This is a genomic window from Enterobacter adelaidei (genome assembly GCF_041937165.1).
Lineage (GTDB): Bacteria > Pseudomonadota > Gammaproteobacteria > Enterobacterales > Enterobacteriaceae > Enterobacter > Enterobacter adelaidei.
In genome coordinates this window covers 4,270,628-4,286,145 of sequence record NZ_CP154353.1, presented here as the reverse complement: position 1 = coordinate 4,286,145, position 15,518 = coordinate 4,270,628, and the positions used below count along the sequence as shown (strand labels likewise).

Sequence of the window (15,518 nt, the reverse complement as noted above, 5' to 3'; positions counted from 1 at the left end):
TTAATAATGATTTATGTGATGAAATGAGCAGATAAGCTGCTGTTAAATATGCTTTGTAACAATTTCGACTAGAATTTATACCAGAATTAGCTGGTCGAACACGTGCACTTTTTTAGAATACGCTGTTACAAAGACTATCCGAACCTTTGGGAGTAAATACAATGCAAGAGAACTACAAAATTCTGGTCGTGGATGACGACATGCGCCTGCGTGCGCTGCTGGAACGTTATCTGACCGAGCAGGGCTTCCAGGTTCGTAGCGTCGCGAACGCTGAGCAGATGGATCGTCTGCTGACCCGTGAATCTTTCCACCTGATGGTGCTCGACCTGATGCTGCCTGGCGAAGACGGGCTCTCTATCTGTCGCCGTCTGCGTAGCCAGAGCAACCCGATGCCGATCATCATGGTGACGGCGAAGGGCGAGGAAGTTGATCGTATCGTGGGCCTCGAAATTGGTGCTGACGACTACATTCCAAAACCGTTTAACCCGCGTGAACTGCTGGCGCGTATTCGCGCTGTGCTGCGTCGTCAGGCGAACGAACTGCCTGGCGCACCGTCGCAGGAAGAGGCCGTCATTGCCTTCGGCAAGTTCAAACTGAACCTCGGCACGCGCGAGATGTTCCGTGAAGACGAACCTATGCCACTCACCAGCGGCGAGTTTGCCGTTCTCAAAGCACTGGTTAGCCACCCACGTGAGCCGCTGTCCCGTGACAAGCTGATGAACCTGGCGCGTGGCCGCGAATACTCCGCAATGGAACGCTCCATCGATGTGCAGATCTCTCGTCTGCGCCGCATGGTGGAAGAAGATCCGGCGCATCCTCGTTATATTCAGACCGTTTGGGGTCTGGGCTACGTGTTCGTTCCGGACGGTTCTAAAGCATGAGGCGAATGCGCTTCTCGCCGCGAAGCTCGTTTGCCCGCACCCTGTTACTGATCGTCACCCTGCTGTTCGTCAGCCTGGTGACGACCTATCTGGTGGTGCTGAACTTTGCGATCCTGCCGAGCCTCCAGCAGTTTAATAAGGTCCTGGCCTACGAAGTCCGTATGCTGATGACCGATAAACTGCAGCTGGAGGATGGCACGCAGCTGGTTGTCCCCCCTGCCTTCCGTCGTGAAATTTACCGTGAGCTGGGTATTTCTCTCTACTCAAACGAAGCGGCGGAAGACGCGGGCCTGCGCTGGGCTCAGCATTATGAATTCCTTAGCCAGCAGATGGCGCAGCAGCTCGGCGGCCCGACGGAAGTGCGCGTCGAGGTCAACAAAAGCTCGCCTGTTGTCTGGCTGAAAACCTGGCTGTCACCCAATATCTGGGTGCGCGTTCCGCTGACCGAAATCCATCAGGGCGACTTCTCACCGCTATTCCGCTACACCCTGGCGATTATGCTGCTGGCGATAGGCGGAGCCTGGCTGTTTATTCGTATACAGAACCGACCGCTGGTCGACCTGGAGCACGCTGCGCTGCAGGTCGGTAAAGGGATTATTCCTCCTCCATTGCGTGAGTATGGTGCCTCTGAGGTCCGTTCGGTGACGCGTGCGTTTAACCATATGGCGGCCGGTGTGAAACAACTGGCAGATGACCGTACGCTGCTGATGGCCGGTGTGAGCCATGACCTGCGCACGCCGCTAACGCGTATCCGTCTGGCGACGGAGATGATGGGGGAAGAGGACGGCTATCTTGCCGAGTCCATCAACAAGGACATCGAAGAGTGTAATGCCATCATTGAGCAGTTCATCGACTACCTGCGTACCGGCCAGGAGATGCCAATGGAGATGGCGGATCTGAACGCGGTGCTGGGCGAAGTGGTGGCGGCGGAAAGCGGCTACGAGCGCGAGATTGATACCGACCTTCAGGCGGGGGAGATCCAGGTCCGGATGCATCCGCTTTCTATCAAACGTGCGGTTGCCAACATGGTGGTCAATGCGGCGCGTTACGGCAATGGCTGGATTAAAGTCAGCAGCGGGTCTGAACTTAACCGCGCCTGGTTCCAGGTGGAAGACGATGGTCCGGGCATCAAGCCTGAGCAGCGTAAGCATCTGTTCCAGCCGTTTGTGCGTGGCGACAGCGCGCGCAGCACCAGCGGTACAGGTTTAGGTCTGGCGATTGTACAGCGTATCATCGATAACCATAACGGACTGCTGGAGATTGGTACCAGCGAGCGGGGCGGGTTGAGCATTCGCGCCTGGTTGCCGGTACCGGTGACGCGCGGGCAGGTGAAAGAGAGTTAACAAAAGGGTGCGGCCTGATGCCCTCACCCCGGCCCTCTCCCACGGGGAGAGGGAGAAAACATTAAAAAAGGCAACTTTCGTTGCCTTTTTGCTTTTACCTACAGCTTCGGTCCCGCGCTCACCAGCGCTTCACCCGCCGGGGTATCGGTGTACTTCTCGAAGTTCTCAATAAACAGCTTCGCCAGCGATTCCGCTTTCTCGCGCCACTGTTCCGGCGAACCGTAAGTGTTGCGGGGGTCGAGGATATGCGTATCCACACCCGGCAGCTCAGTTGGGATCGCCAGATCAAACATTGGCAGCGTGAAGGTTTCAGCGTTATCCAGAGAACCATCCAGAATGGCGTCGATAATGGCGCGCGTATCTTTGATGGAGATACGCTTGCCGGTCCCGTTCCAGCCCGTGTTCACCAGGTAAGCCTGCGCGCCGGAAGCCTGCATGCGTTTTACCAGCACTTCAGCGTACTGCGTCGGGTGCAGCGACAGGAATGCCGCGCCGAAGCAGGCTGAGAAGGTTGGAGTGGGTTCTGTCACGCCGCGCTCGGTACCCGCCAGCTTAGCGGTGAAACCAGAGAGGAAGTGGTACTGTGTCTGGCTGGCGGTCAGGCGAGACACCGGAGGCAGCACGCCGAACGCATCTGCCGTCAGGAAAATGACCTTCGTGGCATGACCCGCTTTTGACACCGGCTTCACGATATTGTCGATGTGGTAGATCGGGTAAGAGACGCGGGTGTTTTCCGTTTTCGACGCATCGTCGAAGTCGATGGAGCCATCGGCACGCACGGTGACGTTTTCCAGCAGCGCATCGCGACGAATAGCGTGGAAGATATCCGGCTCGGCCTCTTCAGACAGGCGAATGGTCTTCGCGTAGCAACCGCCTTCAAAGTTGAATACACCGTCGTCATCCCAGCCGTGTTCGTCATCGCCAATCAGACGACGTTTCGGATCGGTGGACAGGGTGGTTTTCCCGGTACCGGAAAGACCAAAGAACACTGCCACGTCGCCTTTTTCACCGACGTTAGCCGAGCAGTGCATGGAGGCGATGCCCCGCAGCGGCAGCAGGTAGTTCATGACGGAGAACATCCCTTTCTTCATTTCGCCGCCGTACCAGGTACCGCCGATCAGTTGGATACGCTCGGTCAGGTTGAAGGCAACAAAGTTTTCGGAGTTCAGACCCTGCTCTTTCCACTGTGGGTTAGTGCATTTCGCACCGTTCATCACGATGAAATCCGGGGTGAAATTCTTCAGCTCTTCGTCGGTTGGACGAATAAACATGTTTTTCACGAAATGCGCCTGCCAGGCCACTTCGGTAATAAAACGCACGGAGAGACGGGTGTCGGCGTTAGCGCCACAGAAAGCATCGACAATGAACAGACGCTTGCCGGAAAGTTGATGGGTGACGAGCCCTTTCAGATGCTGCCAGGTTTCCGGGGAGAGCGGTTTGTTATCGTTCTTCCCTTTGCCCTTGTCAGCCCACCACAGCGTATCGCGGGTGGTTTCGTCGCGGACGATATACTTATCTTTCGGCGAACGACCGGTAAAGATACCGGTATCGACGGCGATAGCACCAAGATTCGTCAACACACCGCGCTCGTATCCTTCCAGGGCTGGATTGAGCTCTTCCTGATACAGCGTATCGTAGTCGGGGTTGTAGACGATTTCCTGGACGTCGTTAATACCATAAGCCTTGAGATCTTGCGGGGTTAAACCAGTAACACGCATATCACTGCTCCTTAGCCAATATGTACTGCCTGAAATTGTAGGGTTTTTCTGAGGTTGTTAACCGCGACGGGGCTCATAGATTTACGCATCTGGACAAAACCCTTACTAACGGAAAACGCTGCGACTCCAGTCACAGGGCAGGCGGATTATCGCAGGAATCGCTTTTTGGTTGGGGAAAATGTTCCGAAAAGGTTAAAGGCTGGTGATATTATCGGAAGGAATGTGAATGTAATCGCATACACGTAAGAAAATTACGTAAGAGTTACATTATGAAAACGATTCAGCATGGGCGGGGATTTTCCCCCTCCCCCAAAGGGGAGAGGGGAAAGTATTAGTGAACCTGTGGGTCTGCCGGGGAGGCGTTATTGCGGATCTCAGCGATATCCATCGAATTGAACACATAGTGCGTACCGCAGTAGTCACAGTGCATATCAATTTCGCCGTCTTCCGCCATGATGCTGTCGATCTCTTCATCCGGCAGCGTCTTCAGTGCGCCGGCACAGCGTTCACGTGAACAGGTGCACTTAAACTCTACTGACTGCGGGTCGTAAACGGTCACTTCTTCTTCGTGATACAGACGCCACAGCACGTCGGTCGCCGACAGGTTGAACAGCTCTTCCGCTTTGATGGTTTCGGTCAGCGTCGCCAGGTGCTCGAAATCATTGGTCTGTGCGTCCTGCGCAGGCAGAACCTGCAGCAACATACCGCCCGCAGCAGGCTGGCCGTCCACTTCACCGGTGCGAATGAACAGGCGGGTTGGCAGCTGTTCAGAACGCATGAAGTAATCTTCCAGGCAGGCCGCCAGCGTATCGCCTTCCAGACCGACCACGCCCTGATAGCGTTCACCTTCCTCAGGGGAGATGGTGATCACCAGGTAGCCATTACCCACCAGCGTTTTCAAATCTGCATTTTCAGGTACATCGCCCTGAACGCGTGCCACGCCGCGCATCTGCTGCTGGTTATTGCCGTTGATCACCGCCAGCGTCATCGGGCCATCACCCTGTAATTGTACGGTGATATCACCCGCGAATTTCAGCGTCGCCGTCAGCAAGCTGGTGGCAACCAGCAGTTCGCCCAACAGGGTCTTCACCGGCAGCGGGTAGTTGTGGTTTTCCAGAATCTGTTTCCAGGTTTCGGATACGGTGACCAGCTCGCCGCGCACGGCGAATTGTTCAAACAGATAGCGGTGTAATTGGTCGTGTTGGGCCATTTTAGTCTCTCGTGCGGGTGAGGTTACTCAGTCTCACCGTGTTTAAATTTCATCAGATCGCGGCGCTCTTTTTTATCCGGCCGCCGGTCCGGGTGTGGCATAGTCAGCGCGTTCATTTTGCGCGCCAGCGCGGTTTTCTCTCGCTTTTCAATGCTTTCAGCCGTCTCTTCATAAAGCAGTACGGCTTCGGTCGCAGGCCGCCGTTGTTCGGTAATGGCTTTAATCACCACCGTTCGTTCATCGTTGCCCTGACGCAGCGTCAGGGTGGCATTCAACTCAACCAGCTTGCTCGGTTTGCTGCGCTGGCCGTTGTAATGCACTTTTCCGCCGTCAACCATCTCGCGGGCAAGGGCGCGTGTTTTATAAAAACGCGCTGCCCACAGCCATTTATCCAGTCTTACCCCATCAGAGGGTTTTTCTTTCATGGCGTCTCCTTCACGGTGAGTGAGGGGATCATCTGGCGGTAGTCGTTCAGCCCCGGATGGCGCAAATAGCTTTTTTCAGCCAGGCCAGAGTCAGGATTAGTGACCCCCAGACAATAGCGAATGCCAAAGGTGGCTGCGGAATCCAGAATGGGCTCGCTGTCGTCAATAAACAGCGTACGTTCAGGCTGCAAACCCGTCTCTTCCTTCACCGCGTGCCACAACCGCTGATCCTCTTTCGGATAACCAAATGTGTGGGTAGAAAGTAATAAATCAAGGTGTGAAGCCAGACCCGTATGTTCCAGCTTTACCGCCAGATTATGAGGATGCGCATTGGTCAGCAAAATACGGCGCTTGCCGCTGGCTTTCAGCGCATCCAGAAAAGGTACAGTATCTTCACGCAGCACGGCGCGTGGACCCTGAGCGGTAGTCATGGCACAAATATCCAGACCGAGGCGTTCGCTCCAGTAGTCAAGACAGTACCAGTTTAGCGTATGCTGCACCGCGCTATATTGCGAACGAATGAATGCCTGCGCTTCTGCCGGGGAGATCCCCTGCTGTTCGCCATAGGTTTCCGGAACCAGCTTTTGCCAGAAATAGTTATCAAAGGCGAGATCGAGCAGTGTGCCGTCCATATCCAGCAGAACGGTATCAACCTCCTGCCAGGCGATATCAAGATGCATAAGGGGTACTCCAGCCAGAAGAAACGTGCGCGACAGGGTAGCACATCTTGTCGCGCAAGGACGTTATCAGATCAGGCTCTCAGAGGAGGGGAGCAGCTTAGGATTGAGGCAATTTTCGTAATATTGCTGGATGTCAGCCAGCCGGGTGCGTGAGCGCTGGTAGCGACGCAGGGCCATAAAACCGTTCCAGAAGATGGAGAACAGCATGGCTAGCATCAGCAGCGAGGTACCAATGTAGCGCCACAAACCTGCGCTATCCGGCATCCGGTGCAGAACGATATGACGGGTACCGTTGGCATCAGTATAAATACTCGTGACGATCCCTTCGGCACTGAACGGCGTTTGCATCAGCATCTGCGCCAGGCGCTGAAATTGGCTCCACTGCTCTTGTGCCGGGTAATCATAAAGCGCAACCTGCGGATAAGGTTGATCGACCAGGTCGCTACCTTCATCACTGACAATGACAAAGCCACCCGGTGCCGGGCTGTTCAGCGCCTGAGCCGCACGGGTGGTTTCGCGCATCATGAACGGTGCCGTCGAAGTGGCCACCAGGTTGTCCAGCGATTCCGCGCTAACCGGACGCAGCAGCACGTTGACGCCATCCAGCCGACCCGCTTCGGCACGTTTCACCAGCGCGTCCCAGTCTTTACTGTTCCCCAGGTTTACCAGGGCGTTTTTGAGACGCACACACTCATCCTGCGAGGAGCATAAATCCTTCGTTTTTAGAACGATGTCGCCAAAATCATCCAGCAGAACCATGCCTGATTTCTGAATGGCTGAGCGCAGCGCAGGGCTGACGCGCGAATCATCATCCGGCTTCGGATGTAACTGGCGGTTGACCGTCTGAGTGAGGGCGGTAGCTTTATTCACCACTTCGGATTCCGGCAACGGCAGCGGCGGCGCGTCGTTCCAGATGATTTGCGAGCAATCGAACGGCATGAACGGTGAGTTCTGGCGCGTATTCCACGCCCCTGGGGTATGAATATTACACATCCCGGTTCCCTTCAGGCGCAGCGTGTCTCCTACGCGCACACCGGCTTCATCCAGTTTGTTGACGCTGGTCGCTTCGATGGTTTGCGCCCCTTTGATCCACGAAAGGGTGAATTTGATGGGCATATCCAGCGGCACGAAAAGCAGCAGCATGACAAAGACCAGCGCGGCGCCTCCGGCAATAACCGTGCTACGTAACCAGTGCTGGAGCGGGAAATTTTTCACTTCATCATGTAGAGATAAAAATCGGCCCTGACGCACAACGTGGCGGTCAAGGTAGATATCAATATCGGTTTTCTGTCCTAAATCCTGCGCAATCCATGGTTGCCAGTGGCGCGGGTAGATAAGGTCGATAATGCCGAGTGAGATATTGTTGAGATGCTCCTGATCGTTTTCACCAAACAGACCCCAGCGCTTCGGCGTACCGCGCAGGCAGTGGATCTCACGCAACGAGGTTTTTGCTGGTGGGGCAAAAAGCCCCCAAAGCCCGGCAGCCAACAGTAACACCGCTCCGCCAGCCAGCCAGGGCACAAACACATCCGGCGTCAGCAGACAGCAGAAAAAGAGCAGGAAAGCGGCAACGATCAGGATGGCTTCACGAATGCCATCCGGGCGGCTCAGGGCATATTCTTCATGCGTCTCCTGGCGGATATTCAGCAGTTCGATCTGCTCTGACTCTTCGCCACGGATGGAAGCCTGGGTTGAACTTGCACGCTCCAGCGCAAAGCGCGGTGCTTCCTGAAGGTATTCACTCAGCGTGTGACCGTTAAGCGAGATGACCAGAGGTAATGAATCGGTGTGGATCAGTTCAACGCTGTTTTCGTCAGTAATGTATTGCTCCCAGGATGGGGGCAGATGCACTTCGACAGAATCAAGGTAATAGCGCCATTTGTTGGGATCATCGGTGGTGATGCCATAGCGCGTGATGGAGCGCGTCAGGCACAGCACGGTATCACTTTGCGCATTAAGCTTAAGTGAGACTGGCGCAGTAGTGGCTCCCGTCGGCCCAGGGGTTAACTGAGAACGGTTCAGCGTTTCGAGATAGTTTTCAACTGCATCGCGCTCGTCCTGCGTGAGTTTACGCGTCGTTGCGCCAGCGAACGCATTTAAAAAAGGCAACCGGTAACGGCGTTGTATGCGACGCCTGTATACCCATCCTGCAAACAATGCGCCGGCCAGCATAGCAGCGAGAACAATCAAAATGGTGCTCATGCTTTCCCCATCTTACTTATCTTCTTACAGGTGTAGTCTGTAGCACCTTTAATATTGAATGAGAGTCTGTGGTTGGCTATCGGCAAGTATGGAGTCGAACTTGAGCATTCTGAAGCGCATCCCAGTGACCGATGATGATAGCAAAGCCTGTTATGGCGCGATATCAGCAAATTCCTGGAAACATTTCAACCTCTTGACATTTGTTTTGAATTGAGGATTGATCTTTATTACGTTGCATAAATGTAAATAAAGAACGATTGACATTGCCGAAACCGTGCGGCATATCGCACAATAAAGCCCGTTCTCACTGCTAAGACCCATCAAGATGAGCAAACCACTACAAAAACCCACCATTCTGAATGTTGAAACTGTCGCAAAATCGCGCCTGTTTAATGTCGAAAGCGTGGACCTGGAGTTCAGCAACGGTGTGCGTCGCGTTTATGAGCGTATGCGCCCCTCTGCGCGCGAAGCGGTGATGATTGTTCCTATTGTCGACGATCATCTGATTTTGATCCGCGAATACGCTGTGGGAACGGAGTCTTACGAGCTTGGGTTCTCGAAAGGGCTTATCGACCCGGGTGAAACTGTCTTTGAAGCGGCAAACCGCGAGCTAAAAGAAGAGGTGGGGTTTGGCGCGAATGAGCTGTCGTTCCTGAAAAAACTGAGCATGGCACCCTCTTATTTTTCCAGCAAAATGAATATCGTGGTAGCCGAAGATCTCTATCCAGAATCGCTGGAAGGAGACGAGCCGGAGCCGTTGCCGCAGGTTCGCTGGCCGCTAGCACACCTGATGGATTTGCTGGAAGACCCGGACTTTAACGAAGCGCGTAATGTGAGTGCACTGTTCCTGGTACGGGAGTGGTTGAAGGGGCAGGGGCGACTGTAGGCCACAAAAAAGCCGGGTGGCGGCTTCGCCTTACCCGGCCTGCGATGCTTTGCCCGATTTTTATCGGGCATTTTTATTTAGAACAGCTCGTGCGTTTCGCCGTTATCAATAATCTCAGTACCCACCTCATGCACCGCCTGTGTGGTTGGCTGCGTGCCCTCGATGAAATACTCTTCGCGACTATTCCCGCCGTTGGCGAGCTGGCCCGTACTGCGGTCGATATTGACTGTCACCACGCCTGGTGGTGGCGTCAGCGGCTGCTCTGGAACACCTTCAAGAACAGATTTCATATAGGCATCCCAGGCAGGTTGCGCACTTTTCGCACCACCTTCATAGCCGGAAATCTGATCTTTAATCGCACCAGATGCCGTTGTACGGCCTAAGTCGCGACGATGATCGTCGAAACCGATCCAGACTGAGGTCACCACACCCGGGCCGTAGCCGGAGAACCACGCATCTTTCGAGCTGTTGGTTGTCCCTGTCTTACCGCCGATGTCATGACGCTGCAAATCACGTCCTGCACGCCAGCCGGTACCTTGCCAGCCTGGTTCACCGAAGATGTTAGTGTTCAGCGCGCTTTTGATCAGGAATGACAGCGGCGTGTTGATCACATGCGGGGCATACTCCTGTGCACCTGTCTGCGCCACCAGCGCCTGGTTCGCCTGTTCCAGTTGCGGCTGTGGCACAACGCCATTCTGCTGCTCCTGAGACACGGCAACGTCTTCCATGTCCTTGTTCTCAAGCACGTCAGATTTCGGCGTATTGCCGTAAATGACCGGAATATCGCAGTCAGGACAGGCAATTTTCGGCTTCGCTTCAAACAGTACGCCGCCCTGATCGTTCTCGATTTTACTGATAAAATACGGATCAATCAGGAAGCCACCGTTGGCCATTACCGAGTATCCGCGTGCAACCTGAAGCGGCGTAAAGGAGGCTGAGCCTAACGCCAGCGATTCGGTGCGAACGATGTTCTGCGCCGGGAAACCGAAGCGTTGCAGATACTCGGCAGCATAGTCGACGCCCATGGCGCGCATGGCACGCACCATTACCACGTTTTTCGATTGTCCCAGACCCTGACGAAGACGAATAGGGCCGGCATATTCCGCCGGGGAGTTCTTCGGCTGCCAGTCGGAACCGGCACCGGCATCCCAGCGAGAGATGGGAACGTCGTTAAGGATGCTGGCAAGGGTCAGGCCCTTATCCATCGCGGCAGTGTAGAGGAACGGCTTGATATTGGAACCGACCTGACGCAGTGCCTGGGTAGCACGGTTAAATTTGCTCTGGTTAAAATCGAACCCACCGACCAGGGCCATTACAGCACCGTTCTGAGGATTAATGGAGACCAGAGCCGAGTTAACGTCCGGAACTTGCGCCAGCCACCAGGCCTCACCTACCTTGCGCACCCAGATTTGCTGTCCGGTTTGTACCGCATCGGTCACTTTACGCGGCGTTGCACCTTGCAGGGTATCTGAACGGTACGGACGCGCCCAACGGATGCCATCCATACGCAGGGACACTGAGGTTCCGTCCGCGAGCATTGCAACGGCTTCCTGAGGATCGGCTTGAGTGACCACGGCAGGAAGGAGCGGACCATAGGTTGGCAGTGCTTTCAGCGTACCGGTGATTTTTTTGCTGTCCCACGCGCTTTCGCCCACTTTCCAGAGCACGTTTGACGGGCCGCGATAGCCGTGACGCATATCGTAATCCATCACGTTATTACGCACCGCTTCCTGTGCTGCCTGCTGAACCTTGCGGGTAACAGTAGTGTAAACGCGATAACCATCTTCGTAGGCCTTATCACCATAACGATTCACCATCTCCTGGCGAACCATTTCGGTCAGATAAGGGGCAGAGAAGGCGATCTCAGGGGCGTGATAGTTGGCATCAATGACATCGTTGCGCGCCTGGTCGTACTCGCTCTGGCTGATATAGCCTTCGCTTAACATACGGGACAGAACGACGTTACGACGCGCGGTGGCGCGATCGAGCGAGTAGAGCGGGTTAAACGTAGAAGGCGCTTTCGGCAGACCCGCGATGGTTGCCATTTCGCTTAAGGTGAGTTGCTCAACTGGTTTACCGAAGTACACCTGTGCGGCAGCCCCCACACCATAGGCGCGGTACCCCAAATAGATTTTATTGAGGTACAGCTCAAGGATCTCGTCTTTGCTCAACAGCTGCTCGATACGGATCGCAAGGAAGACCTCTTTGATCTTACGGATCAGCGTCTTTTCCGGACTGAGGAAGAAGTTACGTGCCAGCTGTTGCGTAATGGTACTCGCCCCCTGAGAGGCATGACCGGAGAACAACGCAATGCTTGCGGCACGGAAAATTCCCACCGGATCGACACCATGGTGCTCGTAAAAACGGCTGTCCTCAGTGGCGATAAAGGCTTTCACCATAACAGGTGGAATTTGGTTTAAGGTCAGCGGAATACGGCGCTTCTCGCCATACTGCGCCATCAACTCGCCATCGGCGCTATAGACTTGCATCGGGATCTGGAGTCGCACATCGCGAAGCGTAGCGACATCAGGTAGCTGTGGCTCAATATATTTGTACAAACCGTAAATCGAGCCTGCTCCCAGCAGAATGCAACAGACTGCAAGGATGAATAAATACTTTACGAACTTCACCGGAGATTTCCCATTTGGTTTCACTTGGGCAGTTTCTAAACAATCGCGCGGTAGTATAAAGGCAAGCCTGATTCATTGATATAGCCGTCACGGTGACGGGCGATAAGGAGATCGTGAAGCATGGCTTTCAAAACATGGCAAACGGGCGTTCATATTCAACAGGATAGGGTGCTCATCGTCGCATTGGCCCGGGAGAGAACGGGCTGGTGCTTGCGTCGCTGGTGGGCAATCCCTCTGACCGAAAGCGTCATTCGGGAAGGTAAAATATGCCAGCCTGAACAGCTGGTTGACGCGTTGCGCGACTGGCGTAAGACGTTGCCACTCCAGCACCGTGTGTTCCTCTCTTTCCCGGCAGCACGCACCCTGCAACGCTCACTTCCCCGCCCGACCGTTGCGCTGCGCGACAGCGAGCAACTTTCATGGCTGGGCGCGGCACTCTCGCGCGAACTGGAGATGCCGGCAGAAACGCTCTGTTTCGATTACGTGCAGGACACGTTCAGCAACACATTTCATGTTACCGCCGCACAAAACAAAGAGGTTGAAACTCTCCTGGCGCTGGCGAAAACGCTTCGTTTGCGGCTGGTGACGATTACCCCGGATGCCAGCGCACTGGCGAACCTTCTTCCCGCAGTTGCCCCGGCGCATTGCGTCGCCTGGCGAGATGAACATCAGTGGCTTTGGGCTATGCGTCATCAGTGGGGACGCCGCTTTACCACAGAAGCTGCAAACGTGACGGAGCTGGCGGCGCTACTGGCCCTGAGTCCGGGCGATATCGCTCTGTTTGATAGCCGACGTGACCCATGGGAAACCCTGGAGCGCTGCCATGCCCCGCTACCGGAATGCGGTGCTGATTACACCGTCGCGCTGGCGTTGGCCATGAGCGAGGTCCCTGAGTGAACATGACGAACTTTATACCGTGGCGACAGCAACGGCGGGCGCGTTGTCTGCGTTTCTGGGGCGCGATGTTCGTCGGCGCATGGCTGGTGATGCTGATGGTCATTTTCTGCCTGAGGATAAACCACCTGGTGAGGCTGCACGCTCTGCGAGCTGAACTGGCGGGAATACAGTCCGTGCGTCACGCGCTTATGTCTCGCCAGACGCTGACCACAGAGGTGCCGATGCCTGCACTGAAACGTCAACGACACGCATGGCAACCGGTGCTGGAATCACTTGCCAGCGTCATTCCTTCGCAGGTCTGGCTGACTGAACTGCGTTACCAGCCTCCTGCTCTGATGCTTATCGGGTATGCCACTACCCTGCCAGCTCTTTCTGCGCTGCGTGATGTACCTGGACAACTCGACGGGTTCACGACAGGACCCGCAGGGGAGATCCGCCAGGATAGCCAGGGACACTGGATGTTCACATTTAATCTGAAAAGTGAGAGGTAACGTGTGGACACCCTGTTGGAACGCTGGTGCGAAAACCGTCCATCGCATCGGGTGCTTTGCTGGTGTCTGAGTATTCTCTTTGCCGGGCTGGCCGCATGGAGCATGTTGCTCCGCCCAGTAGACAGGCTGTGTGCTGAGCTCCAGCGGCAATTGATGCAGGATGCGGGGGCTAATGCATCGCTATGGCCCGTAGCCAGTAAGATACCTTTTAGCCCTGCCTCTCCGAAAGTGCAGGAGATGCAGCCCTTTTCACCGCTCGATTTTCAGGGGGACGGTATGAAATTGGTTCACTGGAAGCCGTCGCAAAGGGGAGGAGAACTGACGCTGGATGCTGAATGGCCGGCGATCCCGACCATTTTTTCCCTGCTGGCACAGCGGGATGTGCAGGTCGCGGCTTTCGCTATTGCGCCACAGGATGCGTTGTTACGCCTGCGGCTGGAGCTGGAGTCAGATCATGCGAAATAGTGTGCGTTGCTTGCTGGTTTGTTCGGTGCTGACATTGACCGGTATGCGCGATCCGTTTCGCCCGCCGGACGATCCTTGCAGTCGTGGTCAACTGGTGCAGTGGCACTACCGCGGTATGGTGGCGGGTCATGAAACGGTTGGCATCTTACAGGATGGGCAAAAGCGCTGGTATCGCCTGAAAACGCATCAGCGCTTCCCGGTGGGCTGGCAGGTAAAAGCCATCAATGAGTCAGCACTGGTTGTTGATGTGGGTGACACATGTGAACCTGGACAATGGACGTGGCAACGAGAAGGAACGATTAAAAATGAACTTAAGGATAATGCTGTTGCTGCTGGCGTTCTGCCAACCGCTGTGGGCCACCGTACCAAAACCCGTCACGCTGGTGGTGGATGATGTTCCTGTGGTTCAGGTGCTACAGGCACTGGTCGCGCAGGAGAACCGTAATCTGGTGGTATCACCGGATGTTAGCGGCTCGCTTTCACTTAACCTGACGCGCGTCCCCTGGCGACAAGCGCTACAGACGGTGGTCACCAGCGCCGGACTTGTTATACGGGAGGAGGGTGGCATTTTTTATGTCCATACTACGGCCTGGCAGCGCGAACAGCGGGAGCGTTCAGAGCAGGAGCGGACGCGCCGGCAGCTGGATGCCCCGCTGGTCTCACAAAGTCTCTCATTTTCTTACGCCGATGCCGGGGAGCTACAAAAAGCCGCCGAAAAACTCCTGAGCCCAAAGGGAAGTTTATCACTCGACAAGCGCACTAACCGCCTGTTGGTTCGGGATAATAAGACGGTGGTGGATACGCTGCAGCGCTGGGCCGCTCAGATGGATATTCCCGTCGAGCAGGTAGAGCTTGCGGCGCATATTGTGACCATCAATGAAAAAAGCCTGCGTGAGCTAGGGGTGAAGTGGAATCTCGCCGATGCCACCGACGCGGGCAAAGTTGGTCAGCTCACCACTCTTGGCAGCGATCTTTCCGTAGCAAGCGCCACCAGCCACGTGGGTTTTAATATCGGGCGAATTAATGGTCGGCTGCTGGATCTGGAGTTGTCAGCACTGGAGCAAAAACAGCAGGTTGATATCATCGCCAGCCCGCGACTGCTGGCTTCGCACATGCAACCGGCCAGCATCAAACAGGGGAGTGAGATCCCGTATCAGGTCTCAAGCGGTGAAAGCGGGGCGACCTCCGTTGAGTTTAAAGAGGCGGTATTAGGGATGGAGGTGACGCCCGTGGTATTGCCGGGGGGACGCGTGCGTCTGAAATTACACATCAGTGAAAATATGCCGGGGCAGGTGCTTCAGCAGGCTGACGGTGAAACGCTGGCGATCGACAAACAGGAGATCGAAACGCAGGTGGAGGTAAAAAGCGGAGAAACACTGGCGCTGGGTGGAATTTTTTCGCAGAAGAACAAAACCGGCAGCGACAGCGTGCCGGGGCTGGGGAAAATCCCCTGGCTTGGACAGCTTTTTCGTCATGATGGAAAAGACAACGAACGGCGTGAGTTAGTGGTGTTTATTACACCACGTCTGGTCGGTATTCACTGACGGGTAACGATCCCCGCAATGATTTTGCATTCAGTTTGTTGCAGATGTTTGACGTGGGGCATGAATTAGCATACAAGGAGTACCGATTTGAGTTGGACTTACGTCTTATTACCTTATGCGCCCGGCGCGGTGATTTAATCAGTTGC

Annotated in this window: 14 protein-coding genes; 8 read left to right on the top strand and 6 right to left on the bottom strand. The window is 55.1% G+C overall.

Annotation, left to right across the window (positions count from 1 at the left end; translation table 11 throughout):
* Positions 1 to 161 precede the first annotated feature (161 nt).
* Both ompR and envZ read left to right on the top strand, forming a co-directional pair.
* A complete protein-coding gene (gene ompR / locus AAHF05_RS20915; protein ID WP_001157751.1) occupies positions 162 to 881 on the top strand; it encodes a two-component system response regulator OmpR in 720 nt (239 codons plus the stop codon).
* Positions 878 to 2,224: a two-component system sensor histidine kinase EnvZ gene (gene envZ / locus AAHF05_RS20910; protein ID WP_023309494.1), complete on the top strand. Its 1,347-nt coding sequence runs from the start codon at positions 878 to 880 to the stop codon at positions 2,222 to 2,224. The genes ompR and envZ overlap by 4 nt, the downstream gene beginning before the upstream one ends.
* 98 nt (positions 2,225 to 2,322) lie before the next feature.
* Here the strand turns inward: envZ and pckA are convergent, their stop codons facing one another.
* From pckA to AAHF05_RS20885, 5 genes are all read right to left on the bottom strand, one after another.
* Complete coding sequence (gene pckA / locus AAHF05_RS20905; RefSeq protein WP_114979347.1) at positions 2,323 to 3,942, bottom strand: phosphoenolpyruvate carboxykinase (ATP); 1,620 nt, start codon at positions 3,940 to 3,942, stop codon at positions 2,323 to 2,325.
* Between the two features lie 331 nt (positions 3,943 to 4,273).
* Complete coding sequence (hslO, locus tag AAHF05_RS20900) at positions 4,274 to 5,152, bottom strand: Hsp33 family molecular chaperone HslO (RefSeq protein ID WP_023309492.1); 879 nt, start codon at positions 5,150 to 5,152, stop codon at positions 4,274 to 4,276.
* A gap of 23 nt (positions 5,153 to 5,175) precedes the next feature.
* Positions 5,176 to 5,577, bottom strand: a complete 402-nt coding sequence (gene hslR, locus AAHF05_RS20895; protein WP_023333710.1) for a ribosome-associated heat shock protein Hsp15 — start codon at positions 5,575 to 5,577, stop codon at positions 5,176 to 5,178.
* Positions 5,574 to 6,257 (bottom strand): GMP/IMP nucleotidase, encoded by a 684-nt coding sequence (gene yrfG / locus AAHF05_RS20890; RefSeq protein WP_049007368.1) that lies wholly within the window; start codon positions 6,255 to 6,257, stop codon positions 5,574 to 5,576. The genes hslR and yrfG overlap by 4 nt, the downstream gene beginning before the upstream one ends.
* A 66-nt stretch (positions 6,258 to 6,323) precedes the next feature.
* Positions 6,324 to 8,459 carry an intracellular growth attenuator family protein gene (locus tag AAHF05_RS20885; protein WP_129324597.1) on the bottom strand — a complete coding sequence of 712 codons (2,136 nt, stop codon included), beginning with the start codon at positions 8,457 to 8,459 and terminating at the stop codon, positions 6,324 to 6,326.
* A gap of 325 nt (positions 8,460 to 8,784) precedes the next feature.
* On the opposite strand from AAHF05_RS20885, the gene nudE reads away from it, so the two are divergent.
* Positions 8,785 to 9,345 carry an ADP compounds hydrolase NudE gene (nudE, locus tag AAHF05_RS20880; RefSeq protein WP_108091125.1) on the top strand — a complete coding sequence of 187 codons (561 nt, stop codon included), beginning with the start codon at positions 8,785 to 8,787 and terminating at the stop codon, positions 9,343 to 9,345.
* A gap of 77 nt (positions 9,346 to 9,422) precedes the next feature.
* On the opposite strand, the gene mrcA is transcribed toward nudE, so the two are convergent.
* Complete coding sequence (mrcA, locus tag AAHF05_RS20875) at positions 9,423 to 11,975, bottom strand: peptidoglycan glycosyltransferase/peptidoglycan DD-transpeptidase MrcA (RefSeq protein WP_164989107.1); 2,553 nt, start codon at positions 11,973 to 11,975, stop codon at positions 9,423 to 9,425.
* A 120-nt stretch (positions 11,976 to 12,095) separates the two neighbouring features.
* Here mrcA and AAHF05_RS20870 point away from each other — a divergent pair, with 120 nt between their 5' ends.
* Genes AAHF05_RS20870 through hofQ form a run of 5 tightly spaced genes read left to right on the top strand, consistent with a single transcriptional unit; the run spans position 12,096 to position 15,372 of the window.
* Positions 12,096 to 12,872, top strand: coding sequence for a DNA utilization protein HofM (locus AAHF05_RS20870; protein ID WP_129324599.1), 777 nt, complete (start codon positions 12,096 to 12,098; stop codon positions 12,870 to 12,872).
* The gene (locus tag AAHF05_RS20865; protein ID WP_129324600.1) at positions 12,869 to 13,363 is read left to right on the top strand and encodes a PilN domain-containing protein; all 495 of its coding nucleotides are present in this window, start codon (positions 12,869 to 12,871) and stop codon (positions 13,361 to 13,363) included. Before AAHF05_RS20870 ends, AAHF05_RS20865 begins: the two co-directional genes overlap by 4 nt.
* A 3-nt stretch (positions 13,364 to 13,366) precedes the next feature.
* Complete coding sequence (locus AAHF05_RS20860; protein ID WP_129324601.1) at positions 13,367 to 13,828, top strand: HofO; 462 nt, start codon at positions 13,367 to 13,369, stop codon at positions 13,826 to 13,828.
* Positions 13,818 to 14,222 carry a HofP DNA utilization family protein gene (locus AAHF05_RS20855; protein ID WP_129324602.1) on the top strand — a complete coding sequence of 135 codons (405 nt, stop codon included), beginning with the start codon at positions 13,818 to 13,820 and terminating at the stop codon, positions 14,220 to 14,222. Before AAHF05_RS20860 ends, AAHF05_RS20855 begins: the two co-directional genes overlap by 11 nt.
* Positions 14,149 to 15,372, top strand: a complete 1,224-nt coding sequence (gene hofQ / locus AAHF05_RS20850; RefSeq protein ID WP_374936475.1) for a DNA uptake porin HofQ — start codon at positions 14,149 to 14,151, stop codon at positions 15,370 to 15,372. Before AAHF05_RS20855 ends, hofQ begins: the two co-directional genes overlap by 74 nt.
* The last annotated feature ends 146 nt before the right edge of the window (positions 15,373 to 15,518 follow it).

Coding starts and splice junctions, on each gene's coding strand:
- ompR (WP_001157751.1), top strand. CDS start 162: ATGCAAGAGAACTACAAAATTCTGGTCGTGGATGACGACATGCGCCTG.
- envZ (WP_023309494.1), top strand. CDS start 878: ATGAGGCGAATGCGCTTCTCGCCGCGAAGCTCGTTTGCCCGCACCCTG.
- pckA (WP_114979347.1), bottom strand. CDS start 3,942: ATGCGTGTTACTGGTTTAACCCCGCAAGATCTCAAGGCTTATGGTATT.
- hslO (WP_023309492.1), bottom strand. CDS start 5,152: ATGGCCCAACACGACCAATTACACCGCTATCTGTTTGAACAATTCGCC.
- hslR (WP_023333710.1), bottom strand. CDS start 5,577: ATGAAAGAAAAACCCTCTGATGGGGTAAGACTGGATAAATGGCTGTGG.
- yrfG (WP_049007368.1), bottom strand. CDS start 6,257: ATGCATCTTGATATCGCCTGGCAGGAGGTTGATACCGTTCTGCTGGAT.
- AAHF05_RS20885 (WP_129324597.1), bottom strand. CDS start 8,459: ATGAGCACCATTTTGATTGTTCTCGCTGCTATGCTGGCCGGCGCATTG.
- nudE (WP_108091125.1), top strand. CDS start 8,785: ATGAGCAAACCACTACAAAAACCCACCATTCTGAATGTTGAAACTGTC.
- AAHF05_RS20870 (WP_129324599.1), top strand. CDS start 12,096: ATGGCTTTCAAAACATGGCAAACGGGCGTTCATATTCAACAGGATAGG.
- AAHF05_RS20855 (WP_129324602.1), top strand. CDS start 13,818: ATGCGAAATAGTGTGCGTTGCTTGCTGGTTTGTTCGGTGCTGACATTG.
- hofQ (WP_374936475.1), top strand. CDS start 14,149: ATGCTGTTGCTGCTGGCGTTCTGCCAACCGCTGTGGGCCACCGTACCA.